The 24,654-nt window shown below is 66.2% G+C and carries 16 protein-coding genes; 7 read left to right on the forward strand and 9 right to left on the reverse strand.

What is annotated here, in order from left to right; all coding sequences use genetic code 11:
• The first annotated feature begins 37 nt into the window (after nt 1–37).
• A complete protein-coding gene (locus ABNS06_RS07125) occupies nt 38–2,995 on the forward strand; it encodes a CehA/McbA family metallohydrolase (protein WP_348673507.1) in 2,958 nt (985 codons plus the stop codon).
• Between the two features lie 10 nt (nt 2,996–3,005).
• On the opposite strand, the gene ABNS06_RS07130 is transcribed toward ABNS06_RS07125, so the two are convergent.
• The 3 genes from ABNS06_RS07130 to ABNS06_RS07140 all read right to left on the reverse strand — a co-directional run bounded on the left by ABNS06_RS07130 (nt 3,006) and on the right by ABNS06_RS07140 (nt 10,626).
• Nucleotides 3,006–4,667 (reverse strand): alkaline phosphatase D family protein, encoded by a 1,662-nt coding sequence (locus ABNS06_RS07130; protein ID WP_348673508.1) that lies wholly within the window; start codon nt 4,665–4,667, stop codon nt 3,006–3,008.
• A gap of 178 nt (nt 4,668–4,845) precedes the next feature.
• Nucleotides 4,846–7,266, reverse strand: a complete 2,421-nt coding sequence (locus ABNS06_RS07135) for a DUF6351 family protein (RefSeq protein WP_348673510.1) — start codon at nt 7,264–7,266, stop codon at nt 4,846–4,848.
• A 150-nt stretch (nt 7,267–7,416) separates the two neighbouring features.
• On the reverse strand, nt 7,417–10,626 hold the full coding sequence (locus ABNS06_RS07140) for a M36 family metallopeptidase (protein ID WP_348673511.1): 3,210 nt from the start codon (nt 10,624–10,626) through the stop codon (nt 7,417–7,419).
• 411 nt (nt 10,627–11,037) lie between these two features.
• Between ABNS06_RS07140 and ABNS06_RS07145 the strand changes: the two genes are divergently transcribed.
• From ABNS06_RS07145 to ABNS06_RS07155, 3 genes are read left to right on the forward strand one after another with little or no spacing between them, the layout of a single operon-like run.
• Entirely contained in the window at nt 11,038–12,420 is a 1,383-nt protein-coding gene (locus tag ABNS06_RS07145; RefSeq protein WP_348673512.1) for an amidohydrolase, read from the forward strand.
• On the forward strand, nt 12,417–13,736 hold the full coding sequence (locus ABNS06_RS07150; protein WP_348673513.1) for an amidohydrolase family protein: 1,320 nt from the start codon (nt 12,417–12,419) through the stop codon (nt 13,734–13,736). Before ABNS06_RS07145 ends, ABNS06_RS07150 begins: the two co-directional genes overlap by 4 nt.
• Before the next feature lie 20 nt (nt 13,737–13,756).
• Nucleotides 13,757–14,179 (forward strand): hypothetical protein, encoded by a 423-nt coding sequence (locus ABNS06_RS07155; protein WP_348673528.1) that lies wholly within the window; start codon nt 13,757–13,759, stop codon nt 14,177–14,179.
• Nucleotides 14,180–14,192: 13 nt separating this feature from the next.
• Here ABNS06_RS07155 and ABNS06_RS07160 read toward each other — a convergent pair whose 3' ends face one another.
• The 6 genes from ABNS06_RS07160 to gor all read right to left on the reverse strand — a co-directional run bounded on the left by ABNS06_RS07160 (nt 14,193) and on the right by gor (nt 21,271).
• Nucleotides 14,193–16,052, reverse strand: coding sequence for an ATP-binding cassette domain-containing protein (locus ABNS06_RS07160; RefSeq protein ID WP_348673514.1), 1,860 nt, complete (start codon nt 16,050–16,052; stop codon nt 14,193–14,195).
• A 51-nt stretch (nt 16,053–16,103) separates the two neighbouring features.
• The gene (locus ABNS06_RS07165; protein WP_348673515.1) at nt 16,104–17,087 is read right to left on the reverse strand and encodes a PHB depolymerase family esterase; all 984 of its coding nucleotides are present in this window, start codon (nt 17,085–17,087) and stop codon (nt 16,104–16,106) included.
• Between the two features lie 88 nt (nt 17,088–17,175).
• Nucleotides 17,176–18,210: a ribosome small subunit-dependent GTPase A gene (rsgA, locus tag ABNS06_RS07170; RefSeq protein WP_348673517.1), complete on the reverse strand. Its 1,035-nt coding sequence runs from the start codon at nt 18,208–18,210 to the stop codon at nt 17,176–17,178.
• Nucleotides 18,211–18,238: 28 nt separating this feature from the next.
• Nucleotides 18,239–18,985: a 2,3-diphosphoglycerate-dependent phosphoglycerate mutase gene (gpmA, locus tag ABNS06_RS07175; protein ID WP_348673518.1), complete on the reverse strand. Its 747-nt coding sequence runs from the start codon at nt 18,983–18,985 to the stop codon at nt 18,239–18,241.
• Nucleotides 18,933–19,928, reverse strand: coding sequence for an alpha/beta hydrolase (locus tag ABNS06_RS07180; protein WP_348673519.1), 996 nt, complete (start codon nt 19,926–19,928; stop codon nt 18,933–18,935). Before ABNS06_RS07180 ends, gpmA begins: the two co-directional genes overlap by 53 nt.
• On the reverse strand, nt 19,925–21,271 hold the full coding sequence (gene gor / locus ABNS06_RS07185; RefSeq protein WP_348673520.1) for a glutathione-disulfide reductase: 1,347 nt from the start codon (nt 21,269–21,271) through the stop codon (nt 19,925–19,927). The genes ABNS06_RS07180 and gor overlap by 4 nt, the downstream gene beginning before the upstream one ends.
• A 158-nt stretch (nt 21,272–21,429) precedes the next feature.
• On the opposite strand from gor, the gene ABNS06_RS07190 reads away from it, so the two are divergent.
• From ABNS06_RS07190 to ABNS06_RS07200, 3 genes are all read left to right on the forward strand, one after another.
• Nucleotides 21,430–22,017 carry a LemA family protein gene (locus ABNS06_RS07190; RefSeq protein WP_348673522.1) on the forward strand — a complete coding sequence of 196 codons (588 nt, stop codon included), beginning with the start codon at nt 21,430–21,432 and terminating at the stop codon, nt 22,015–22,017.
• Nucleotides 22,018–22,054: 37 nt separating this feature from the next.
• A complete protein-coding gene (locus ABNS06_RS07195) occupies nt 22,055–22,984 on the forward strand; it encodes a GIDE domain-containing protein (protein ID WP_348673524.1) in 930 nt (309 codons plus the stop codon).
• A gap of 76 nt (nt 22,985–23,060) precedes the next feature.
• The coding region (locus ABNS06_RS07200; protein WP_348673526.1) for a M3 family metallopeptidase at nt 23,061–24,654 on the forward strand (1,594 nt) is incomplete at its 3' end.

The raw sequence follows: 24,654 nt of genomic DNA on the forward strand, positions 1-24,654 counted from the left end.
AGACAATATTCGGCTGCCTGTCCTGTCACCACCCCGCATGCGCGCCCTCATCGTCTGCTTCGTCTCGCTGCTTTTCCTGTCCGCCTGCGACAGCGAGGATTCGGTCACCATCACGTTCGAGGATCCGCCGCCGGAGGCCATCTCGATCACCGTCCAGCGCACCGGGTCGGGCGAGGGCGCGGTCCGCTCGACGCCGGCCGGCGTCATCGACTGCGGCGCGCAGTGCGTCGCCGAACTCGACAGTTCCACCACCGTCACGCTGATCGCCGAGGCGGCCGAGGACAACCGATTCATCGGCTGGGGTGGCGCCTGCAACGGCTCCGGACAATGCTCGCTGACGCCGACCGGACCCGTCACCGTCACCGCCCGCTTCGAACCGAGCACGCTGCCAGCACTGCGCGTGACCAAGTCATCGCTCTCGGGACGCGGCACGGTCACCAGTACCCCGGAGGGCATCGCCTGCGACGAGGACTGCGAGGCGGCCGAGGCCGCCTTCGATGTCGGCACCAGCGTGACGCTCACCGCCGTCGCCGCCTCGGGGCACTACTTCGCCGGCTGGTCCGGTGACTGCGAAGGCGACGATTGCAGCCTGACCATGACCGCCGACCGGACCGTGGCCGCCGAGTTCCTCCCGGAGGCGCCTGTGGGGGCCTGGTATGCCGGCGATGGCCATGTCCACAACGACCATTCCAGCGATGGGAGCTTCCTGCGTCAGGGCCTGGACGACCGCGGGCCGGGCACCACCAGCATCAGCGACCAGATCGGCTTTGGCGTGCTGCAGCAACTGGACTGGATGCCGCTCACCGACCATCGCACCTTCGATCAACACTACGACCCGCTGTGGGACAGCGACCAGCTGCTGCTGATCACCGGCGAGGAAGCCAACGGCTCACCCCATTGCACCGTGTTCGGCCACATCGATACCGCGGTCCAGGGCGCAAGCCCGGCCGGCGACCCGGGGTTCCGCAGCATCCAGCAATCGCTCTGGGACGTGCGTGCGCAGGGCGCCTTGTGGAATCAGGCGCACCCGGACCGGCGCAGCTACGATCAGGCCAGCGATACGCCGAATGCGTTCGGCTCGCAGGTCGGCCAGTCCCTGGCCGAGATCTGGAACCGCGGGGAGAACCCGGAAGCGGAGATCGACTACGCGGAAAATCGCTGGAACGCGGGCTGGCGCTTTGGCGTCGTCGGCGCCAGCGACAATCATGACAAGCTGTTGTGGGCGGTGTCCGGACCCGGCTCGCCCACGACCTACGTGTTCGCGGGCGACGACTCGGAACGCGCCATCCTCCAGGGTCTCGCGGCGGGACGTACCAGCGTGTCCTCCGGGTCCCTCGGTCCGTTCCTGACGCTGGAGGCCGATGTCGATGGCGACGGCATCTTCGAAGGCATCGTGGGCGACGAGCTGCTCGCGCCGCCAGGCGCCACCATCCGGCTTCGTGTCACGGCCGAGCGCGCGCTCGGGCTCGACGTCCGCCTGTACGGGGCCCCCGGGCGGGATGACGGGCCCGACAACCCGATCGACCCGGTGGCGACGTTCAGCGGTACCGACCTCGCCTCGGGGCCCCAGGTTCTGGAGGTCGCCGCGCCGCCCGGCGGTCACGCCTGGTGGTATCTGATGGTCCGTGGCCCCGGCATCATCTCGGGCCTGGAAGCGCCACCCAACCCGACGGATCAGCTCCTCGCCATCACCAGCCCGATCTTCGTTTCACTCACGAGTGAGCTGGCCGAACCACAGCCCGAATTCGACATCCCCGCCGATACGACCGCGGCCGATGGAGCGGTGCCGGCCTTCATCGGGGAGGACTTCCACGGCTTCGCGGACGTCGCCGTCTCCGGAACCGCCATGCATCTGGTGGCCGAGGCACATGGCCCCGGCACGACCCAGGTGGTTTATCGCCGGGGACAAACCGGCGGCGCGGCGCTGTCCGAACCGGTCGTGCTCAGCGCCTCCGGTACCGCGCGTTTTCCCCGCGTCGCCGCCAGTGACCAGACCGTGTGGGTCGTCTGGCAGGATGAAGGCGAGGACCAGACACCCCGGCGCCCGCAGATACAGCTGCGCACCAGTACCGACGGTGGTGCAACCTGGGGCGACGTCACCATCGTCAGTCAGGGCGCGGGCCGGGCGATGCATCCGGACATCGCCACCACCCCCGATGGCTTTCCCGTCGTGGTGTGGCAGGACAACGCCACCGGCCTCCTGCCCGCGCCGCTCAATCTGGCCGCCTTTGACGTGATGGCGCGCATCCTCGGTCGGGATGCCGAGCCGGTGAATCTTTCCGGCGGCGGCAAGACCGTGATTCCCGCGAACCCGCTGGACACACGCAGCGGCCGCCATCCGGCCTCCATCGCGCCCGCGGTGGCGGTGCGTGACGATGGCCTGGTCGCGGTGAGCTGGCAGGACAATCGTTTCGACAGCGAACCCGGCTGGACCGGCTCCATCCTGACCGGAGAAGGCACGGACCCGGACGACTGGGAGATTCTGGTCGCGACCCGCCCCGCCAATGGCGACTGGTCCGAACCGGTCAATGCCAGCAACGACCCCAGTCATGCGGACTGGCATTCGACCCTGGCCTTCGATGCCGAAGGCAGGCTACTCGTGGCCTGGGACGCCAAGGACAACGGCGGATCATCCGGCCGCGACCTGTTCATCCGCAGCACCCGCTCCGTGGATGATGGCGCCAGCTTCGCGCCCGTCGTCGCGGTCACGAATGTGGCCAACCCGGGCATGGCGCGCCGCCCGGTCTTCGGCGACACGGCCCAGGGCCAGCCGGTGCTGACCTGGTCCGACAGCCGCGGCGCCGACTGGCGCTGGCGCATCTACGCCGCGGCGGTCACCGATGATGGCTTCGGCGAGCAGGCTCGGATCACCGGCCCCGGCAACGCGACATTCCAGCGGCTGGCGCACGGACAGCTGGTCTTCACCAGTGACCGCCTGCTCCAGCGCGTGCAGCGCGACAACCGCTTCGCGATCTTCCGGATGACGCTGCGCTAGAGCCGACGGCTCAGGGCGCCAGCGCGGGAGCTCCCGGTCTGGCGTCGGTCGGGCCATCCGCCCGGCGCAGGTGATTCTCGCCGGTGAGGGTGTAAAGCCCGCGCGCGTAGTACTCGCCGGATGCGGAATCGGTGATCGAATCCACGTACCACCATTCGCCCTGCGTCCGCTCGTGGGTGATGTCCAGCAGCACGTAGCCGTGCAGTTCACCTTCGAAGTACTTGATGTGCGGGTCTACCAGATTGAAGGCGGCCTGCAGCAACGGCGTCGTGCCCGCGGGGAACCCGCTGGAGGTGACCGACGGCGTCACGAACTCGACGCCGAGAGCCTTGATCAGCCCCAGGTCGACCGGGTCACCGACGATATTGTCGAGCAGCGTCAGCAGCTGGCCGGGGTCGCGATAAAGCTCGATCCCCCAGCTGCTGTGAATGTCACCGGTCAGCACGACGATGTCGTCCTGGGCGTTGGCCTCGATCATGTCGAACACGCGGTCACGCGCCGCCGGATACCCGTCCCACTGGTCGGCGTTGATCGCGAGCAGCTCCTCGGCCAGCGTAATGCCGAGCACCGTCAGATCGGGCAGCGAGGCCAGACGCAGCTGACCGAACATCACCTGCTGCCCCAGCAGCTTCCAGCGCGCGGTGGAGGTCGCCAGCCGTCCGGCCAGCCAGGCTTCCTGGACGCCACCCAGCAACTGCCGGGACGGATCGTTCAGGGTCACCGGGTTGAGCGGCGGGGTCGGCAACTGCTCGTCCCGCCCGTACAGGCGCGTGTCCAGCATGAGCAGATCGACGAGATCTCCAAACGTGAACTGCCGCCAGATGCGCTGATCGTCCGCGGGGTCGACCAGACGAATGGGCATCCACTCGAAGAACACCTGGATCGCGATGGCCTTGCGCTCGGCCCAGACGCCCTCTTCACCCTCTGTGTGATTCTGCGCCCCGTCCGACCAGGAGTCGTTGGTGGATTCGTGGTCATCCCAGACGCAGATCATCGGATGCTGACGTTGCAGCGCCTGGAGATCCGGATCGGTCTTGTACTGCGCGTGGCGCTGCCGATAGTCGGTCAGCGTAACGATTTCATGATCAGGCGCATGCGCACGTCCCAACCCGCCGGTGCTACCCGACTCGTAGAGAAAATCCCCCAGATGAAAAACGGCATCCAGATCGGCGCGGGCGGCCATGTGACGATAGGCGTTGAAGTAGCCGGCCGGATAGTTCGAACAGGATGTGAACGCAAACCGCAGACGATCGACGGCGCCGGAGGGCAGCGTCTTCGTGCGACCAATCGGGGAGCGGACATCACCCACCTCGAAGCGGTAATAGTAGGTCGTGCCGGGTGACAGCCCGACCGGATCGACCTTGACGGTGTAGTCACGCTCGGCGGTGGTCACGACCCGCTCGTCAACGACGATTGCCTGAAGCGCAGGGTCGGTGGCGACCTGGTAGCGGACCGTCACCGGCCCGTCCTCGCCCGGAGTGACGCGCGTCCACAGAATCACGCGATCGGTCAGCGGATCACCGCTCGCGACGCCATGCTTGAATGCGACGACACCCGTCGGCGGCGGCTCACGCCCGGTCGGGTCCGACGATTCACCGCACCCGCTCAGCACGGGCACCAGCGTAGCCCCGGTCAGCAGACCGGACTGACGAAGAAAACTGCGACGATCCATAACCCCGGTTCCCCAACACGTCCGTCCGGACGCAAAGCCACCAGTGTGTTCAGCAATTGTTAAACATTGACGGCAAACAGGAGGGATTCATGGTCCATTTGTCCCGAACACACGGGATGACGCGATCATCATCCTGGATCGTGACGGGCCGGTTCGCACGCCGGCCCGTCACGGACGCTCAGCGCGACGACGATCTCGCGGTCCGCCAACGCAGTTCCCGTGGGTTGGTCAGCGTGTCACCACCCAGACTGACCCACTGCATGCTGTGCTCCACCTCGCCCACACCGGGCAGGCTGTAGTCGCAGACGCCGTCGGGAAACACCGACGCCAGCTCGCCCAGTTGCTCCGCGGACAATCCGCCCGCGTAGTCGGCGGGATCGAGCGGCTTGAGCTGGCACTTGAGCACATCGTCGGACATGGGCATGCCCGCCACCATCCGTGGCGTGGAGGTGACCGGAAGCACGAGCGAACACGGGCCGATGCCCGAGTCGAAATCCTCTGGGACATCCACGCGTAGCGGAATGTCGATATCAACCGGAACCAGATCGTTCAGCGGCGAGATGATGCCCGTCAGCAACGGCAGCTGGATCCCCAGCGGACCGATGATCGCATCGGGCAGTTCCAGCCGGCCGCCGAGCGTGCCGAAGGCGCAGCGATCCGCCGCCGTGGCCGGCTTGGCGAGCATCACGTCCTGCACGCGATCACCGGTGGTGTCGGCGCTGGCGAGATTGTCCAGCCATTCGTACATCTGCGGAAACGCGTCAGGCTGGGTCAGCACCCCGCGCCAGATGCTCTGGGTCACATCCTGGCCGGTGTGTTCGCGCAGACGCGCCCGGACCGTGAACGGGCGCACCGCCTCGTGGATGTTCGCGGTCGGGATCAGGTCCAGATACGGAGCGATGTCCATGACCGGCGTTTCCGCCAGCGCGCCGCGACCGATGACGCCACCGATGCGATAGGTGAGCTCGGCCACGTCGGGGTCCATCGCATGGCGTGCGGGCACGAAGTTGCCATCGATGTCGAGGCCACCGATGTTGCGGTTCAGGTCGAGAAACTCGTCGAAGCTGATCACCCCGGCGTTGAAGGCCTGCAGTCCGTACTGCACGCCGACATTGTCCAGCGGCCGGTAGGCGAACCCGGTCTGCGGGTCGATGCCGAAGATGTTCACGTTGGCGTCCTGGATGGTGCAGCGCGCGCCGGTCGGATTGTTCTCCGGGTGGTAGCGCTGGTCCTCGGGCACCGAGCAACCCCGGGTCGGAATCACCCGATCGAAGAAGGCATCGGTCCAGCTCTGACAGATGGCATTGAGCTGACTGCCGGTCAGCAGATTGTGGCCATTGACGGCCGCCTGCTTGAGCACCGACCAATCCAGCTCGCTGACCTCGTAGTAGTGCTGCAGCAGACCGCAGTCGGTCACGGTCATCGCGGTCGACGGAATGTCCGCGAAGGTGGCCGTCGGCATCGCGCCGGACAGCAATCCCGGCGCGTTGTTGGCGGCGTTGTACTGCTGCAATGCCGCGCCTGAGCCGTTGGTCCCCACCATGGTTTCCACCAGCCCGTAGGTTTCGCTGATGTGCTCCTTGATCATCATCGTCGTTTCGATGCTGATCATCGGATTGCAGTGCACGCCAAACGACGACAGCGTGGAGTGAACGATGGCGTCACCCTTGCCGAGCCGGTCCTGGATGCCGACCAGATTGATCAGCAGGCGATCGGCCGAGATCGTGGTGAGGTCGGGGAAGCCGCCGAGCACGATCTCCGGATCATTCACGCCCTGATCGAAACCCACGCCACAGGATTCACCGTAGGCGTAGTAGACCTTGCGATTGAACTGCGCACCGTCGAATGGCGCGTCAGGCCCTCGCGCGGCGGGGTCGTCCAGCACCGCGATGCGGGCGATGCCGCGGTTGATGGTGGCCGACTCCACCCGCACCACGTACGGCACGATCCGGCCGTCCGCCAGCTCCGTCATCAGTGTATCGGCCGGGTAATCGGCGTACGGATCCTCCAGCGGCTGCACGCTCTGGTCGATGGCGGAGCGGTAGAACCACTGATACTGCGTCGCCACGGAGCAGTCCTCGTCCAGCGGCGCGCCCAGTTCGGCGTCCTCGGTCCGGCATCGGAACGGGTGTTGATGTGGGCCGGAGATGACCGGGCCGGTGACCGGGTGGTTGCGAACCGTCAGCGTGGCCGACCGGTTGCCGTCAGGGCCGGTCGCCGTCACGGAGATACGGTTTTCGCCCGTCCGCAGATCGGAGATCAGGGCGCGACGCTCGGCGGCGGCATCGATCATGTCCACGTCGACCGGCGCGCCGTTGACACTGAATTGCAGCGTGTCGGCCTCGCCCACCCCGCGCACGCCCACCAGCACATCGCCGTTGGTAACCGTATCGGGCAGGGTCGAGAGCGTCAGCAGCTCGATTTGTCCGGATGCCAGCGCGGGCGTCGCCAGTGTATGGAAGTCGGCCACGCTGCCCGGCGCGTCATCGACGGGTGTGGATTCGGGGGCACTGCTGCTTCCACAGGCACAGAGCAGCAAGGCGGACGTGAACAGGGTAAGGCCGCGCACGACGCGACCGTCCGGGAATCGGGTATGCATTGTCGTCTCCTCCGACCGGCATCGTCATGGCCGGTTCTGGTCGGAAGACCGTAGCAAAGCCCCTCATCCGCGGGGAGTGGTAAATGAGGCCCAACAAAAAAACCGGACGCTGGAAACCCAGCGCCCGGTTGATGAGCGGATGCAGCGAGCTTATCGCTTCATCAGTCCCGTGCGGCGACGTGTCAGCGCCAGACTCATCGCCAGCAGGAAGGCCAGCACGCCGAGACCCATGCTTCCGCTGGAGCCGGTCGGCGGGTTGCCGCCATCACCATCGCCGTCGTCTCCGCCACCCTGGCTCGCCTCGCAGACGAACGGGGTGTAGTCCTCGACCACACCGACATGGTCGGCGCTGTCACGCGACGGTGCCACGGCTTCCAGGCCCGCGCCACGTGCGGCAAAGCCGTTCGAGCACGCCTCGAAGTCCAGGTAGTCGTTGGCGAGCACGACCGACAGGACCGCGTCACGCGCCTCGGTGTAGGTCGCATTCGCGGGCGTCATCTTGAAGCCGCCGATGATGTAGTCCTTCATCCGGGCCTGGGCCTCGTCGAAGCTGTGCCGCGGGTCGTTGATGAGCCCGGCGTAGCAGTTCCACATCATGTTCGCCCAGATCTCGCCCGAGTTGTGAACGGCCGAGTTGGTCGCACCGTCACCACCATCCGGCGTCGGTTCACCGTCGGCAATGTGCTTGAAGGTGAACGCGTTCTTCGAGAAGTCCGTGGAGTACGGCGCCCGACGAATGCCCGACCAGAAGTTGTGGGTGACGTAGCCGGCCAGTGAGTAGGCACCCGAGTAGTTCGTGTTGAACGGCGCGTTCGCATCATCCGCCCGGGCCGACAGCATGAAGGCGTTGATGTCGCCCCAGCCCTCGGACATGGCGCCGGCCTGCTGGTTGCTCGAGTCGGTCAGACGGTGATGCACGTAGTGGAACAGCTCATGCGCGATGATCTGGTTGTCCAGCGTGCCGTCGGAATCGACGGACGGCTCGCGGTTCACCCGCATGGTGACCTCGCCGGCCGCCAGATTGTCCTTGATGATCTGGCCGTCGGCCTTGGTGATCATCACGGACGGAATCTGGTAGAGCGGATCGGTCGGGCTGTTCGGAATCGGCACGAGCGGCACGTCCCCGTTGCCCATGGTGATCGGTGCCGTATCGACGTTGTTCACCACGACCATCGCGCTCGCACCGGAAAGCAGGGCGAACTGGGCCTTGGTCGTGAACGGGCAGCCGCCGCGATCAATCAGGGCGATGTTGCCGGCCAGGCTCAACTGAGGCAGCCCCGGAGCATTGACCAGACCCAGCAGCGGATCGACGAGGCCACAGCCATCCGTGTCCGAATCGCCAAAGTTGTCGGCGGCGACGACCACCGACCCGGTCACGTCGAAGGTGGACGGCCCGAAGGACGCACCGGTGAACGTGAACGGCTCGGTTTCGGTCGGCGTCAGCTGCTTCACCTCGCCGTTGAGCGCACCGTCGAACAGGTACTGCTGCATCGTCGGCGAGGAGCCGTCAGCCGGAGTGGCCATGTTGGCGTTGTTGCGGCCGGAAGCATCCTGACCCTGCGCCAGGATCGGGTCACCGTCGGCGCCACCGCGACCGTAGTTGTCCAGCTGGGCGTTGCCGGATTCCTCGTCGAAACCGTGGTCGTACCACCAGTCGTGCATCCAGTTGACGATGTAGAACATGTTCACGATGGCGCCGTACTGGGCTTCCTGCTCGCTGGGATCGCCGTCGGGAATCACGTCGTAGTCGAACTCCCGGTCGCCACTGGTCGGTGCGTAGATATCCGGCACATCCTGCGTGATTTCGGTGCAGATGTTCAGCGGGTTGGAAATGATCCCGGACACCGGTGTATCGAAGGCATCGATACAGGCCTCGACGTTGTTGCCGATGGTCTGGGTCGCGTCGTCCGCAAGCCACGGATCACCGGTGCTGATCGGTCCGGACTCCAGCGACACCAGCGCCGTCGAGGCCGGCAGTCGCGGCACATCGACATCGGGGCCGGAACCCTGGAACGGCGTCTGATCATTCCCCAGAGGCGAATCGAACGGCGCGTAAGGCGCCGTCGTGTCCGCGAACACGCGATAGGTGAAGGCGGCGTCGTTGACCAGATTCTTGCGATGCAGAATCTCGCCGGACTCCGCCGACACCATGAAGGCGAAGGCGCTCAATGCACCACCAACGCGCGTGCGGCTGAACAGCTCGACGTAGTACGCCGGCTCCAGCGTGTTGCCACGCGCGTAGTACATGGAGCGGACACGCGGCCGCCGTTCCATGAGATGAGATCCGGACAACACCGGCAGTGAGAACCAGGTGTATTCGCCGTCGACATCCTCGGGCACCAGGTTCAATGCGCTCAGCACGCCGCCCAGCGATCCCCAGGCTGACGCAATGGCCTGCGCTGCGCCTGATGCAAAGCTGCGGGTGGCGACTTCGCCGGCGTCAAAATCCGTCGCGAAGTAACCGGAGACGGCGACCGGGTCGAGATTCCGGTCCATCAGCACGTTGAGATAGCGCTGGAAGACTTCCAGACCACCGACACGCTGGCGGAAACGCACCACGGCGGGGCCCGCACCGTTGTAGCCCGCGAAGGCCACCTCCGCTTCGTCGATCAGCGCGTCGGTGAGCTTCAGCAGCTTGGATTCCCGACGCAGATGCGCACGGGCCTTGGCGATCATCAGTTCGCGCTCGTCGGCCAATGCGCCAACGGACGGACTTGGCGCCACCTTCTCGGCCCACAGGAACGTCGGCTTGTCCAGCTGACGGTCGAACTGCACGTTCTGCAAGCGGCCGCCGAACACACCCTGCGGCACCGCCGACAGGGCCGTCGCGTCCTCCTTGAGGAACTTGTCGAAATTCCCGATCCGGGGCGCTTCCAGGCCGCTCAAGCTACCACCGGCGGAGACCGGAGACGCGGCGGCGATGGCCTTGGTGGGGGCTTCCACACAGGCTGTCTCGCCCGCGACTTGCAGCGTCAGGCTGGCCGAATAGTCAGTGGCGCCACTGGCGAAATAAGGACACACCACAGCGGTCAGCGTGCCGGCGGCGGGATCGATCACACGGACGTTTTCCTCCGGGGATCCGCCATCGCTGGAGCCCAGCGCGGTGCCATCCTGATAGATGCTGAGCACCAGATCCGGATCGGTGACGATGCCGATGTTGGTGCCGACCGGCCACTCGATATGAAAGTCCGCGATCAGCGATCGACCGTCGTAGAAACCGTCCGGCAGCGCCAGGACGATGTCATGCGAATCACCCGTGCCTTCCGGACAGGAGTTGGTCACGGCACCCGTCGCACCCGCCGGTGCGGAGCCGACCCATTCGACCACCAGGGTGTCGCCCGCCCCGGTCGGGGCAGTCACGTCCTGGGATGGTGGTTCGGACGCCTGGACGTTCTGAACGGAAAGAAACAGCGTGGCACTGCCGAGCAGCGCCGACCGGAAAAGGCGAGTTGAGGGCCCCATGACCAAGTTCTCCATGCAGGCGCGACCGGCAAAGACCCGCGCCCTGCGAGTGTGTAGTGGATGGTGAATCGGTGCGGTTCCGGACGCTCGGCCCGGTGCACTTGCCCGGTCGTCGCCGGACTGTGATTTAAACTTTACGAAAAGATGACATGCAAAGATATAGCCAACCGTCCCCCCTCATCACGGCAGACGTGCCGCTTGGCAGAAAAATCCCAGCTCTGTCGACGCCGTCATGCGAACCGGCCGGTGCTTCACCCCTGTGCCACGGGCCGGTACTCTCCAAGCCTGTCAATTGTCACGCCATCGCCCATGTCCCCACGTTCACTCTTCCTCGCGCTGACCGCACTGATGTTGACGGCCTGCGGCCCGTCCACGGATTCGACGGAACCCGCTCGTGAACCCTTTGCCTCGACTTATCAGCCGCTGCCCTCCAAGACCACGCTGATCCGCAATGCGACCGTGCTGACCGGCACCGGTGAGCGCATCGACAACGGCGCCGTACTGCTGGAAGACGGCAGGATCGCCAAGGTCGGTCGCGACCTGTCGGCGCCGCGTGGCGCCAGGGTGATCGATGCCGAAGGCCGCTGGGTCACCCCCGGCATCATCGACGCTCACTCGCATCTGGGGGTCTATCCCTCACCGGAGGTCGCGGCCCTGTCCGACGGCAACGAGATCACCGGCAACAACACGGCCGGGGTCTGGGCCGAGCACGGCGTGTGGCCGCAGGACCCTGGCTTCGACACCGCGCTGGCCGGTGGCGTCACCTCGATGCTGATCCTGCCCGGCTCGGCCAACCTGTTCGGCGGCCGGGGCGTGACACTGAAGAACGTGCCGTCGACCACCTATCAGGGCATGAAATTCCCGGGCGCCCCGCACGCGCTGAAGATGGCCTGCGGCGAGAACCCGAAGCGGGTCTACGGACCCGGTCGGCAGACGCCCTACACCCGGATGGGCAACGTGTTCGGCTATCGCTCCGCCTGGATCGAGGCCGAAACCTACCGCGACAAGTGGGATCGCTGGCTGGCCAAGGGCGATGAAGCCGACCCGGCCGACAAGCCCCAACGCGACCTCAAGCTGGAAACACTGGCCGCCGTGCTGCGTGGCGACATTCTGGTGCACAACCACTGCTATCGCGGCGACGAGATGGCGACCATGCTCGATGTGGCGCGCGAGTTCGGCTACAAGGTCACGGCCTTCCACCACGCGGTCGAGGCATACAAGATCGCCGACCTGCTGGGTGAGAACGAGGTCTGCGCAGCCATGTGGGCCGACTGGTGGGGCTTCAAGATGGAGGCCTTCGACGGCATCCGCGAGAACATCGCGATGGTCGACGCGGCCAAGAACGGCTGCGCCATCGTCCACTCCGACGATCCGCATGGCATTCAGCGACTGAACCAGGAGGCGGCCAAGGCCATGGCCGCCGGCAATCGCGCGGGCATGGAGATCCGCCCCGAGCATGCCATCCGCTGGGTCACGGCGAACCCGGCGAAGTCCATGGGCATTCTCGACCAGACCGGCACGCTGGAAGCCGGCAAGATGGCCGACGTGGTCATCTGGTCGGGCAACCCCTTCTCGGTCTACAGCCTCGCCGATCAGGTGTTCATCGACGGCGCCCTGCTTTACGACCGCGACGATCCCGAAAGACAGCCGATGCGGGACTTCAAGCTCGGCATCCTGGAGGTGAACTCGTGAACCGCTTCAGCCTGACAGCCGCCGCCCTCATCACGATCGGCGCGACGATGAATCCCGCGGCCGCGCAGCGTATCGCCATCGAAAGCGCCACCATTCACACGCTGGGCGATGCCGGGACGCTGGATCAGGGCACGTTGCTGATCCGCGACGGCAAGATCGCTGCGCTGGGGCCCAAGCTGTCCGTCCCCGGCGACGTGAAGACCATCGCCGGCAAGGACAAGGTGGTGACACCGGGCCTGTTCGATGCCCTGTCCGCACTGGGCGTCGAGGAGGTGGAACTGGTCGCCGGGACGGTCGACAACGAACTCGAAAGCTCGCATCTGGGCGCGGCCTTCGACGTCACCGGCGCCATCAACCCACGCTCCACGCTGATCCCGATCAATCGCATCGAGGGCGTGACCCGCGCCATGGTCGCACCGACCAGTCCGTCGGCCTGGTTGTCGACCCCGCCGGGCAGCCTGTTCGCCGGACAGGGAAGCGTCATCAGCCTGGCGCCGGTTTCGGACTTCGTGATCAAGCCACGCGCCGCGCTGTTCGTCACCCTGGGCAAGCACGGCGCCGATTTCACCGGCGGCTCCCGCGCCGGCACGCTGGGCGAGTTGCGGGAAGCCCTGGAGGACACCAGGGCCTGGGACGCGCTGCCGGCCGGGCAGAAGCAGACGGCCAACCCCGGTTACGCCATCCGCAGACCCGCGCGCGAGGTGCTGCTCAAGGCAATGTCCGGCGAGTTGCCCGTAGTCGCCCGGGTCCATCGTGCGTCGGATATCGGTGCCGCGCTGGCTCTGGCGGACGAATTTGGCCTGCGGCTGATCATCGCAGGTGGAGCGGAAGCCTGGATCGTCGCGGACGCGCTGGCGAAGGCGCGCGTGCCGGTCATCCTGAACCCCGTCGACAACCTGCCGGAAAACTTCGAACAGCTGGGCGCACGACCGGACTCCGCCGCCATCCTGCATGCGGCCGGCGTGCTGATCGCGATTGCCGACGATGGCGAATCGCACCAGGCACGCAACATCCGGCAACTGGCCGGCAATGCCGTCGCCCATGGCCTGCCCTGGGACGCCGCGCTGGCGTCGGTCACGGTGAACCCAGCGAGGATTTTTGGTCTCGGCAACGGGCGTGATGGCCTGATGCCGGGCCAGGTGGCCGACGCCGTGGTCTGGTCCGGTGATCCGCTGGAGGTCACGACCATGGCGGAGACGGTGATCATCAACGGTGCGGTGCAATCCATGACCAGCCGGCAAACGCTGTTGCGTGACCGTTACCTCGACAAGGATGGCGATTGGCCGGCGGCGTACTCGCACCCGTCCTCACCGTAGCCGAGGTCCGGCGCGAGGAGCTGGACGCGCTCTTCGCGCCGCACGGACTGCGCCTCGTCGAGGTCGCGGCCGGCGAACCGATCCCGGGCAGTTACTGGGGCGACGAGGAGGCCGGCCTGATCGGCGACCGTCTCTACATGCGGCCGGACACGCCGGTGCACTCCGTCTTGCACGAAGGTGGCCACTGGCTTTGTGCCTCGGCACGTGGCCGCCGCGGGCTCGACACCGACGCCCTGAGCGACGACACGGAGGAGAACGCCGTCTGCTATCTCCAGATCCTGATGGCGGACCGGGTCAGCGGGTTCGGTCGCGAACGGGCGTTCGCCGACATGGACGCCTGGGGCTACAGCTTCCGACTGGGATCGACGCGGGCCTGGTTCGAACAGGACGCGGACGACGCGCTGGAGTGGCTGCGGCAACACGCGGCGTGGTCACTCGACTGAGGCCCTGCCGGTATTACTCGCCGGCGGCCTCCAACGCCTCCCAGCGAGCGTAGGCCTGCTCCAGCCTTTCGACCAACGCGTCCAGCGACTGCTGAAGCCCCTCCGCTTCCTTCGAATCGCTGGAGTACGCCTCGGACAGGCGCTGGGTGAGCGTCGCCTGCTCCGCCTCCAGCGCCTCGATGCGTGCCGGCAAATCCTCCAGTTCGCGCCGTGCCTTGTGACCAAGGCGGGAGCGTCGGGGCTCCGGCCTGGGCGTTGAAGGTTCCGCGGTCCTGGTGGCACGCGGCGGGGCCGACACCGGTCGCTGCCGCAGCCAGTCCTCGTATCCACCGACATAGTCACCGATGCGACCGTGCCCCTCGAACGCCAGCGTGCGCGTGACGACATTGTCGACGAAGGCACGGTCGTGGCTGACCACGATCACGGTCCCGGCGTAGTCGATCAACCGTTCTTCCAGCAGTTCCAGCGTCTCGATGTCGAGATCGTTGGTGGGCTCATCGAGAATGAGCAGGTTGGACGGGCGCGAGAACAGGCGGGCGAGCATCAGCCGGCTGCGCTCACCACCCGACAACACGCTCACCGGGCTGCGCGCGCGATCCGGCGGAAACAGGAAGTCGGCGAGATAGCTGATGACGTGCTTCTGCTGACCACCGATGGTGACCGTTTCCTTGCCCTCACCGATGTGCTCGACCACGGTTCTGGCGGGATCCAGCTGGTCTCGCAACTGGTCGAACACCGCGATCTCCAGCTTGGTGCCCAGCCGCACGCTGCCAGCGTCCGGCTCGAGCTGGCCGAGCATCAGTCGCAGCAGCGTGGTCTTGCCGACCCCGTTGGGGCCGAGCACGCCGACCTTGTCACCACGAAGAATCGTGGTCGTCAGCCCATCGACGATGCATTGCTCGCCGTAGGCGTAGCGCAGGTCGGTGACCTCGGTCACCAGCTTGCCGCTGCGCTCGGCTTCCTCGACGGCGATCTTCGCCGTGCCCTGCCGGGTGCGGCGTTGCTGGTATTCCGCTCGCATGGCCTTGAGCGCCCGAACGCGCCCCTCGTTGCGGGTGCGCCGCGCCTTGATCCCCTGACGAATCCAGGCCTCTTCTTGCGCCAGTTTCTTGTCGAATAGGGCGTTCTGCTGGGCTTCGGCCTCCAGCGCCTCGGCCTTGCGCCGCAGGTAGTCCTCGTAGCTGCCCGGCCAGCTGCTCAGCCGCCCCCGGTCCAGTTCGATGATGCGCGTCGCCAGACGCTGGAGAAATGCCCGGTCATGGGTGATGAACAGCAGCGTGCCACCCCAGCCGAGCAGGAATTCCTCCAGCCAGCCGATGCTGTCGATGTCCAGATGGTTGGTCGGCTCGTCGAGCAGTAGCAGATCGGGCTCGGACACCAGTGCCTGCGCGAGCAGCACCCGGCGCTTGAGCCCACCCGACAGTGCCGCGAATGCCGCGTCGCCATCCAGCGAGAGGCGGGACAGCGTCGCCTCGACACGGGTCGACAACGTCCAGCCGTCCGCCGCCTCCAGGGCCTGCTGCACCCGCGCCAGGCGGTCCAGGTTCTCGGCGTCGTGCGCGAGCACCTCGTGATACTCGGCCACCAGACGCCCGGCGGTGCCGAGCCCCTGCGCCACGACGTCGTAAACCGAACCGTCCAGCCCGTCCGGCACCTCCTGCGGCAGCGAGGCGATCGTCGGCGCGTTGCTGCGGTCGATCTCGCCGGCATCCGGGTCCACCGTACCGGCGATCAGTTTCAGCAGTGTGGACTTTCCGGCCCCGTTGCGCCCCACCAGACAGACGCGTTCACGAGGCTCGATGACCAGATCAGCCTGATCGAGAATCGCGTGGGTGCCGACATGAAAATCGAGCTGGCGAACAGACAGCAACATGGTTGCGCACAAGCGTTGAACGGGTGCGCATTGTAGGCCCGCGCGATGCGATCAGAGGCTTTGCCCGGAGAAAAAATCCCAGATTTGCTGAGTGGCCTCGAGATCGTCGGCGGCATCGCCACCGCAGGTGTCGGCCGACGGGTTGATGCCGGAGCCCGGCCAGGTGTGCCCGCCGTTCTCGACGGTGCACAGGGTCACGGTCGCCGTGTCCTGACACCCGGTATACGTCTCGCAACGCGCGTCACCATTGTTGTACGAGCTGAGTAGCGGCGGGATCAGGCAGCGGTTGTTGCTGACCCAGAAGTCGATCGAATCGGACACCGGCGGCCGCGTGCCACCTTCCGGACCCGTGCTCTCACCACCCTCGAACGGCACGCAGGTGTCGGCGAGACCATGAACATGGAACACCGGAACGGGCCGGGTCGGCTGACAGCTGTAGACCGTCTCCACCGGGTCCGCATCCAGATCGCGATCCATCATCGTCGCCGCATTCGGCGCGATGGCGGCAATCCGATCCGACAGCTCGCAGGCCAGGCGATACGCCATCATCCCGCCATTGGAATGGCCGGTGACGTACACCCGCGTCGTGTCCAGAGCCACCAGCTGCTCGACATCATCCAGCAGGCCGTCGATCACCGCGACATGATCGACCTGCTGCGTCTCGGCCGGGCCGCAACAGGACCCGGCATTCCAGGTCGTCGCGAAACCGGCTGGCGTCACGAGCACGAACGTCTCGTCGTCGGCGAGCCGTCGAAAGCGGGTGAACAGATCGTGTTCCACAGGATCGGAACCCCCGCCGTGCAGCGAGATGACCAGAGGCAGCGCTTCCTCGTCGCCCGGTTCCACCCCGGCCGGCACATAGAGACGGTAGTTGCTCTCGACACCGTCAACCGTGACCGCACGGTTGTAGGAGCCGGCGCCCAGGGTGACTTCGGGAATACCGGTCTCCCCGCCACCATCGTCATCCCCTCCACTACAGGCCGTCATCAGACCGCAAACAACGGCCAGCAGGAGACCACTCCGTTTGGTCAGCATCATGTCATCCGTAACATGGTCAATGGAGCCCACAGCCTAACGGAAGCTGGCGCCGGCCGCCTTCGGCGATGCCGCGACAGGTCCGGGATCATTGCCCGCGGCGGGCACGCTTGGACCAGTTGAGCTTGCGGTATTTGTGCCCGATATCCCGGGCGCGCTGGCGCTTGGCTTCCAGAATCTCCGCGTTGCGCGCCTGCTCCGCCTCCAGAGCCCGGAAGCTGTCGAGCCGGCGGGCAGGCAACGCTCCGGACTCGATCGCGGCCTGAACCGCGCAACCGGGCTCGGCTTCGTGCGAGCAGTCCTGAAAGCGGCACTGTTCGGCGCGCCCCAGCACGTCGGAGAACACCTTGGCGATGCCCCGTTCGCAATCGGTGAGCTGCAACTCGCGAATACCCGGATTGTCGATCAGCAAACCACCGCCGGGCAGCTGCACCATCGATCGCGCCGTGGTCGTGTGACGACCCTTGTCGTCAATGCCGCGCACCGCGCCGGTCGCCAGATCCGGCGCACCCAACGCGTTGGCCAATGTCGTCTTGCCAACGCCCGAGGAGCCGACCAGCGCCAGTGTTTCCCCCGGCCGAATGCTCTCGGCGAGCGGGCGCACCTGATCGGCATCACGGGCGTCGACCAGCCGCACCGGCACACCGTCCAGCAGACTGGCGGCGGCCCGTGCCAGCGATTCCGCCTCGTCGCTGAGATCGGCCTTGGTCAGGATGATCTCCGGTTCCACACCGCAGTCGCAGGCGAGCACCAGATAGCGCTCCAGCCGCGGAAGGCTGAACTCCTGGTTGCAACTGGAAACGATCAGCAGGCGGTCGACATTGGCCGACAACACCTGCTTGTGGACATGCTCACCAGCCGCCTTGCGGGCGATTTCGGTCCGCCGCTCCAGCCGTGTGTAGCTGTCGCCATCGGTCGACCGAAGCAGCCAGTCGCCCACGGCGATGGCGCCCAGAGCCCGATGCATCGCGAGGTCGACACGGCATTCGCCATCCACCGACCGGGCAAGCGCCTCGCTTCGGTGTATCGAAAACACCCGCACCGGCTCGTGGTCGGGCTTGCCTTGCGCCTCCTCGAACGCGGTCCAGCCGAGCTCGGCGAGTCGGGTGGCGGCGTCCGTCACGGCATATGGACCGCGGGGACCGGCGCTCTCAGGCCTTGGCCTGGTTGGCGACGGCCTCGGCGGCGGCGGCCGCGGCCTCGGCATCGCCCAGATAGCCCTTGTCGACCACGTTGAGCTGATCGTCCAGCGTGTACTTCAGCGGGATGCCGGTGGGGATATTCAGCCCGGTGATCTCGTCGTCCGAGATGCCATCCAGGTACTTGACCATGGCGCGCAGGCTGTTGCCGTGGGCGGCGACCAGCACGGTCTTGTCGGCCAGCAGGTCGGGAACGATCGCGTCATGCCAGTAGGGCAGCACCCGCTCCAGGGTCAGTTTCAACGACTCCGTGCCCGGCAGCACGCGTGCATCCAGGCCCTGGTAGCGACGGTCATGAACCGGGTGGTCCGGATCGGAGGTCGGCATCTCCGGTGGAGGCGTGTCGTAGCTGCGCCGCCAGATCAGCACCTGCTCCTCGCCGTGCCTGGCGGTGGTTTCCGCCTTGTTCAGGCCCTGCAGGCCACCGTAGTGGCGTTCGTTCAGGCGCCAGCTGCGTTGCACCGGCACCCACAACTGGTCCGCTTCGGCCATGGCGAGTTGCATGGTCCGGATCGCGCGTTTGAGCAGCGAGGTGTGCACCACATCGAAGGCCAGGCCTTCGTCCCGCATCAGCTTGCCGGCAGCTTGCGCTTCGGCAACGCCCTGATCGGAAAGATCGACATCCACCCAACCGGTGAATCGGTTATCAAGGTTCCACTGGCTCTGGCCGTGTCTCAGCAGGACGAGGGTCTTCGTCATCGATGGGTCGCGTTTCGAATGAGTAGTCGGATGATACCGCAGGCGCCTGCTCGGCCGGCGGCGCGGACCGGGGAGCCTTCGATTGCTCGCGCACGAACGCCGCGACCTTGTCCACCGCATCGGACAACCCGCGCAGCGGTGCGCCAAACACCGCGATCATCTTCTGATGCGACATCTTGGAGTAGACGATCAGCTTGGGCTGGCCACCTTCCTCCGCGATGCGCTGGGCCAGACCACGCGAGTTGTCGGCGTAGACGACCTGGTCGTTCTCGCCGTGCAACAGCAGCGTCGGCGGCACCTGTCCGTCGACGAAGTTCACCGGCTGTGAATTCGGATGCTCGGACTCCGGCCCGAAGATGGCGCGCGTGGTCTCGTCCTGGATCGGCAGGAAATCGTAGGGTCCGGCCAGGCCGATGAACCCGCGTAGCCAGGCTCGGCTGCCGCCCTGCGATCGCAGGTAGCGCTCATCCGTGGCGAGCATCGCGGCGATGTGCGCGCCGGCGGAGTGCCCCATCACGAACAGCTTGTCCGGATCACCGCCGTAGCGACTGGCGACCTGCCGCGCGTAGGCGACCGCGGCGGCACCATCCTCGACGAAGGCGGGGAACCGGACCTCCGGATACAGTCGATAGTCCGGCACCACGGCGACGAAGCCACGCGACGTCAATGCCTGGGCGACGAACTCGTACAGATTCTTGCTGCCGTCGGTCCAGTTGCCACCGTAGAAAAACACGACCACCGGCGCATTGCTCGCGCCCTCCGGCGTGTAGATATCCAGCTTCTGACGCGGGTCCGGCCCGTAGGAGAGGTTGGTTGCCTTCTCCAGGTCGCGCTGGGGCGTGAATGCGTTGAGGATCTTCTGCCCGGCGCAGCCGGACAGCAGGCTCACCGTCAGGGTGATCAACACCAGTGCGCGTCCCGCGCCGTTCGTCATCCATGTCATGTCATCGTCACCAGTTCTTCCGCACTCGTGGGGTGAATTGCCACGGTGTCGTCGAAATCGCGCTTGGTCGCGCCCATGCGCATCGCCACCGCGAAGCCCTGCAGAATCTCGTCGGCACCACTGCCGAAGAGATGGCAGCCGACCACGCGTTCCTCGTCGCCAGCGCAGACCAGCTTGAAACAGCTCGTCTGCTTGTTGTCCAGCACGCCGTAGTACAGCGCCCGAAATGTCGAGCCGTACACCTTGACCGCATCGCCGAACTGCTCGCGCGCCTGCCGTTCGGTCAGGCCAACCGTTCCGATCGTGGGCGACGAGAACACCACGGTCGGAATCATCGTCATGTCCAGATGACGGTCAGCCTGGCCGCCGAACACCCGATCCGCCAACCGGCGCCCGGCCGCAATCGCGACGGGCGTCAACGCCGGTCCGCCGGTCACGTCACCGACGGCGTAGACACCAGCCTGATTGGTGTTCTGAAACGCATCCACCGGCACGTAACCCTGCTCATCGGACGCGATACCCGCCACCTCCAGACCCAGTGACGCGGTCTCGGGCACGCGGCCCACAGCCCAGAGGACCTGATCCACGCGCAGAGGTTCCGACGCGCCGTGATGAACCAGCAAGTCGCCGCCATCCCGCTCCACCCGAGACACGGGGCTGTTCGCGCGCATGTCGACGCCCTGGCCCCGCATCGCCTCCACCAGCAGCGGGCCGAGCATCTCATCGAAATCACGAAGTACCGTGTCGTGCCGGAACAGCAGGCTGGTCCGGCTGCCCAGAGCGGCGAGCACCCCCGCCAGTTCGACGGCGATGTAACCGGAGCCGATCACCGCGGTCCTGGCCGGTAGCGATTCCAGGGCGAAGAAACCATCCGAGTCGATCCCCAGATCGGACCCGAGAATGTCGTCCGGCCGGACCGGGCGCCCGCCGACGGCGACGAGCACATGGTCGGCTTCGTACTCCGCATCGGCCACCCGGACCCGACGCGGACCGACGAATCGCGCGGAGCCGCGAACGACATCGACGCCTTCCTTCTCCAGGTTCGAGTCGTAGATGCCGTTCAGCCGCCGGATGTAGGCCTCGCGCCGCTCGACCAGACGCGCCCAGTCGTGGCGCATCGGCTCCCCGTCAAACCCGTAGCCGGACATGTCATCCATGGCATTGGCCATGCGGCCGGCCTGCCACATCACCTTCTTTGGCACGCAACCGACGTTGACGCAGGTGCCGCCCATGCGGCCACGCTCGATCAGGGTCACCCGGGCACCATGCCGCGCGGCCCTGCGTGCGGTGGCGACGCCGGCACTGCCGCCGCCGATCACCAGAAAGTCCGTTTTGGTCGTCATTCTGTCCGTCCTGGAATCATCCATGCCCGCGTGCTGGCCGCCGCAATCGACCGGCGGTAGCCATTGGCCCCGGCGACGGGCGAAAAGTTCCACGATTCGCGTTGTGGTGAAACCGCCCAGCGCCTAGACTTTTCCCATCAAATTGCGGGGAACCGGGGATGGAATCAGCTTCGAGTGCGATCAGCACCTTCGTGTTCTGGGGCATTGCCCTTGGCGCCGTGCTGTACGGAATCGTCATCTACAACAATCTGGTCAATCTGAAACACGCCGTGAGCAAGGCGTGGAGCAACATCGATGTGCTGCTGAAGCAGCGCCATGACGAGTTGCCGAAGTTGATCGAGACCTGCAAACAGTACATGAAGTTCGAGCAGGACACGCTCGAAAAGGTCATGCAGGCACGCTCGGCGGCGGCGGCCGCGCGCGCCAACGGCGACGTCAAGGGCGTCGGTCAGGCGGAGACCCAGATGCGGCTGGGCCTGGGCAACCTGTTCGCGGTCGCCGAAGCCTATCCCGAACTCAAGGCGAACCAGTCCTTTCAGCAATTGCAGGCTCGCATTTCCGGCCTGGAAAACGCGATCGCCGACCGCCGCGAGTACTACAACGAAACCGTGAACAACAACAACGTGCGCATTGAGCAGATTCCCGACGTACTGATCGCGCGGGTCTTCAACTTCAAGGCCGCCGATCTGCTGGAATTCTCGGAATCCGAGAAGGCGGACGTGGACGTGCGCGCCCTGTTCAACTGAGCACGGACGTGGGGGCCGGTGGCCCCGATCGCCGCGAATGAACGCTTTGCTCTCGGACATCGCCGCCGCCCCGGACGGCGAATTCTGGTTCTGGACCGGCGCCCTGATCGTCGTCGCGCTGGTCACGCTGTTCATCAGCTTCATGTTCCTGAAGCGATCGCGGCTGATCACCGACACGCCGACGGCAAAGATTCGCTCCGCGCCGCAGGGCTACGTGGAGCTGTCGGGCTTCGGCAAGATGCTGGATGGCCCGCCCATCCACACCCCCCTGAGCCATACGCCCTGTGTCTGGTGGTGGTTCAAGATCGAGGAGCGCCGGACCACTTATTCCAACGGTCGTCGCAGCACGCGCTGGGTCACCATCGACAATGGCCGCTCCGATGCGCTGTTCCTGCTGGTCGATGACACCGGGGAATGCATCGTCGACCCCGAGGCCGCCAAGGTGATTCCGAGCACCCGCCATCGCTGGTACGGCTCGACCGCGCGCCCATCCACCGGACCCAAGACCGGTGGCCTGGGACTGTTTGGCCGCTACCGCTACGTGGAGCACAGCATCCCTCCGTTGCACCCCATCTACGCACTGGGCCAGTTTCGCTCCCAGGGCGTGCACCACGAATTCGACGAGCAGTCCGATGTCCGCGAGCTGCTCGCCGAGTGGAAGCGGGACGAAGCCACCCTGCTGCGGGAGTTCGATGCCGATGGCGACGGTGAAATCGATCTCGAGGAATGGGAGCAGGTGCGTGCGAGGGCCGTCGCCCAGGTCCGCGAGAAACTGGCCAACCAGGCCGCGCAACCCGACATCCACGTGCTAGCCCGCCCTACCAGCCGGAAACCGTTTCTGCTGTCGGCCGAACCGCAGGAAAAACTGGTGGGCCGCTACCGCTTGCAGGCCGGTCTCGCGTTTTCCGGTTTCCTACTCTCGGGCGCCGGCGCAGCCACCGCGCTGGCCGCACGCGGGCTGCTCTGAACCAGGCTTGTCGCACCGAAAACCGGACAGGAGCGCGTGATAAAGTCTCGCCCCGTTTTCGATGGCCATCACCCGCATGAACAACCCGCTGCTGGAGATGATTCGCGGCCATGAGCTGCCGCCGTTCTCCCATATTCGTCCCGAGCATGCCGAGCCGGCCCTGGACGCGGTGCTGGACGCCAACCGCGCCGCCGTTCGCGAGCTGGAGCAGATCAGCGAGCCGACCTGGGACAACTTCGTCGCCAGGCTGGAGCGGCTGGACAACGACCTGCACCGCGTGTTCTCGCCGGTGGGTCATCTGAACGGCGTGGCGAATTCGCCGGACTGGCGCGCGGCCTACAACGCCTGCCGGCCCAAGCTGTCCGCCTATGCGACCGAAATGGGACAGAACCAGGCGCTTTACACGCGCTTCGAGCAAATCGCGCAGTCACCCGAATTCGCGACCCTGTCGACGCCGCGCCGGACGATCATCGAGCACGCGATTCGCGACTTCCGTCTCGCCGGGGTCCATCTGCAAGGCGAAGAACGCGAGCGCTATGCAGCGATCCAGCAGCAGCTTTCGGTGCTGCAAACCCGCTTCCAGGAGCAGGTGCTCGACGCCACCGAGGCCTGGGTCTGGAACACGGATGACATCGCCGATCTCGACGGCCTGCCACAGCGCGCGCTGGATGCCGCGGCGGCCGCCGCCAAGGCCCGCGAACTGACCGGCCACGCAATCACGCTGGATGCACCCAGCTATATCGCGGTGATGACTTACGCCACCGACCGGAACCTGCGCCGGACCGTCTACGAGGCCTACGCGACTCGCGCCTCGGACCAGGGACCGGAGGCCGGCGAATGGGACAACGCGCCGGTGATTCAGGAGATTCTCGACCTGCGCCAGGAACTCGCGGCGCTGGTCGGTTACGCGAACTACGCCGAGTATTCACTGGCCACCAAGATGGCGGACTCCCCGGCCACGGTGGAAACCTTCCTGCTCGATCTGGCGACCAAGGCCCGACCCGCCGCGCAGCGTGAACTGGATGCGCTGGCCGCTTTCGCGGCGGAGCGCGGGGGCCCGACGCCCTTGGCGCCCTGGGATGTGGGCTTTTATGCCGAGCAGTACCGGGAGGAAACGCTGGGACTGTCCGACGAGATGCTGCGGCCGTACTTTCCCGCGCCGCAGGTGCTCGACGGCATGATGGCCGTCGCCGAGCAGCTCTACGATGTGCGCTTCGAACCGGTGCGCGATGCCGACGTCTGGCACGCAGACGTCACCACCTACGCCGTGCTGGACGATGCCGGCCAGCGCCGCGGACTGTTCTATGTCGATCCTTATGCCCGGCCGGGCAAGCGCGGCGGTGCCTGGATGGACGATTGCCAGGGCCGTTATCGCACCGACGACATCGACCAGCTGCCGATCGCATTTCTGGTCTGCAACTTCGGCGGCCCGGTGGATGGCAGGCCCGCCTGCCTGTCGCACAACGAAGTCGAAACCCTGTTTCACGAGTTCGGCCACGGCCTGCACCACCTGCTGACCCAGGTCGATGAGTTGTCCGTGTCGGGGATCAACGGCGTGGCCTGGGACGCGGTCGAGCTGCCCAGCCAGTTCATGGAGAACTGGTGCTGGGAGCCGGAAGGCCTGGCGCTGATCTCCGGGCACCATGAAACCGGCGAAGCGCTGCCACAGG

This window comes from uncultured Abyssibacter sp. (genome assembly GCF_964000955.1).
GTDB lineage: Bacteria > Pseudomonadota > Gammaproteobacteria > Nevskiales > OUC007 > Abyssibacter.

Bases quoted from the DNA above. Each gene is read 5' to 3' on its own strand.
- gpmA (WP_348673518.1), bottom strand. From the start codon at position 18,985: ATGACGAAGACCCTCGTCCTGCTGAGACACGGCCAGAGCCAGTGGAAC.
- ABNS06_RS07125 (WP_348673507.1), top strand. From the start codon at position 38: ATGCGCGCCCTCATCGTCTGCTTCGTCTCGCTGCTTTTCCTGTCCGCC.
- ABNS06_RS07135 (WP_348673510.1), bottom strand. From the start codon at position 7,266: ATGCATACCCGATTCCCGGACGGTCGCGTCGTGCGCGGCCTTACCCTG.
- gor (WP_348673520.1), bottom strand. From the start codon at position 21,271: ATGACGACCAAAACGGACTTTCTGGTGATCGGCGGCGGCAGTGCCGGC.
- ABNS06_RS07190 (WP_348673522.1), top strand. From the start codon at position 21,430: ATGGAATCAGCTTCGAGTGCGATCAGCACCTTCGTGTTCTGGGGCATT.
- ABNS06_RS07165 (WP_348673515.1), bottom strand. From the start codon at position 17,087: ATGCTGACCAAACGGAGTGGTCTCCTGCTGGCCGTTGTTTGCGGTCTG.
- ABNS06_RS07130 (WP_348673508.1), bottom strand. From the start codon at position 4,667: ATGGATCGTCGCAGTTTTCTTCGTCAGTCCGGTCTGCTGACCGGGGCT.
- ABNS06_RS07195 (WP_348673524.1), top strand. From the start codon at position 22,055: ATGAACGCTTTGCTCTCGGACATCGCCGCCGCCCCGGACGGCGAATTC.
- ABNS06_RS07145 (WP_348673512.1), top strand. From the start codon at position 11,038: ATGTCCCCACGTTCACTCTTCCTCGCGCTGACCGCACTGATGTTGACG.
- ABNS06_RS07160 (WP_348673514.1), bottom strand. From the start codon at position 16,052: ATGTTGCTGTCTGTTCGCCAGCTCGATTTTCATGTCGGCACCCACGCG.
- ABNS06_RS07180 (WP_348673519.1), bottom strand. From the start codon at position 19,928: ATGACATGGATGACGAACGGCGCGGGACGCGCACTGGTGTTGATCACC.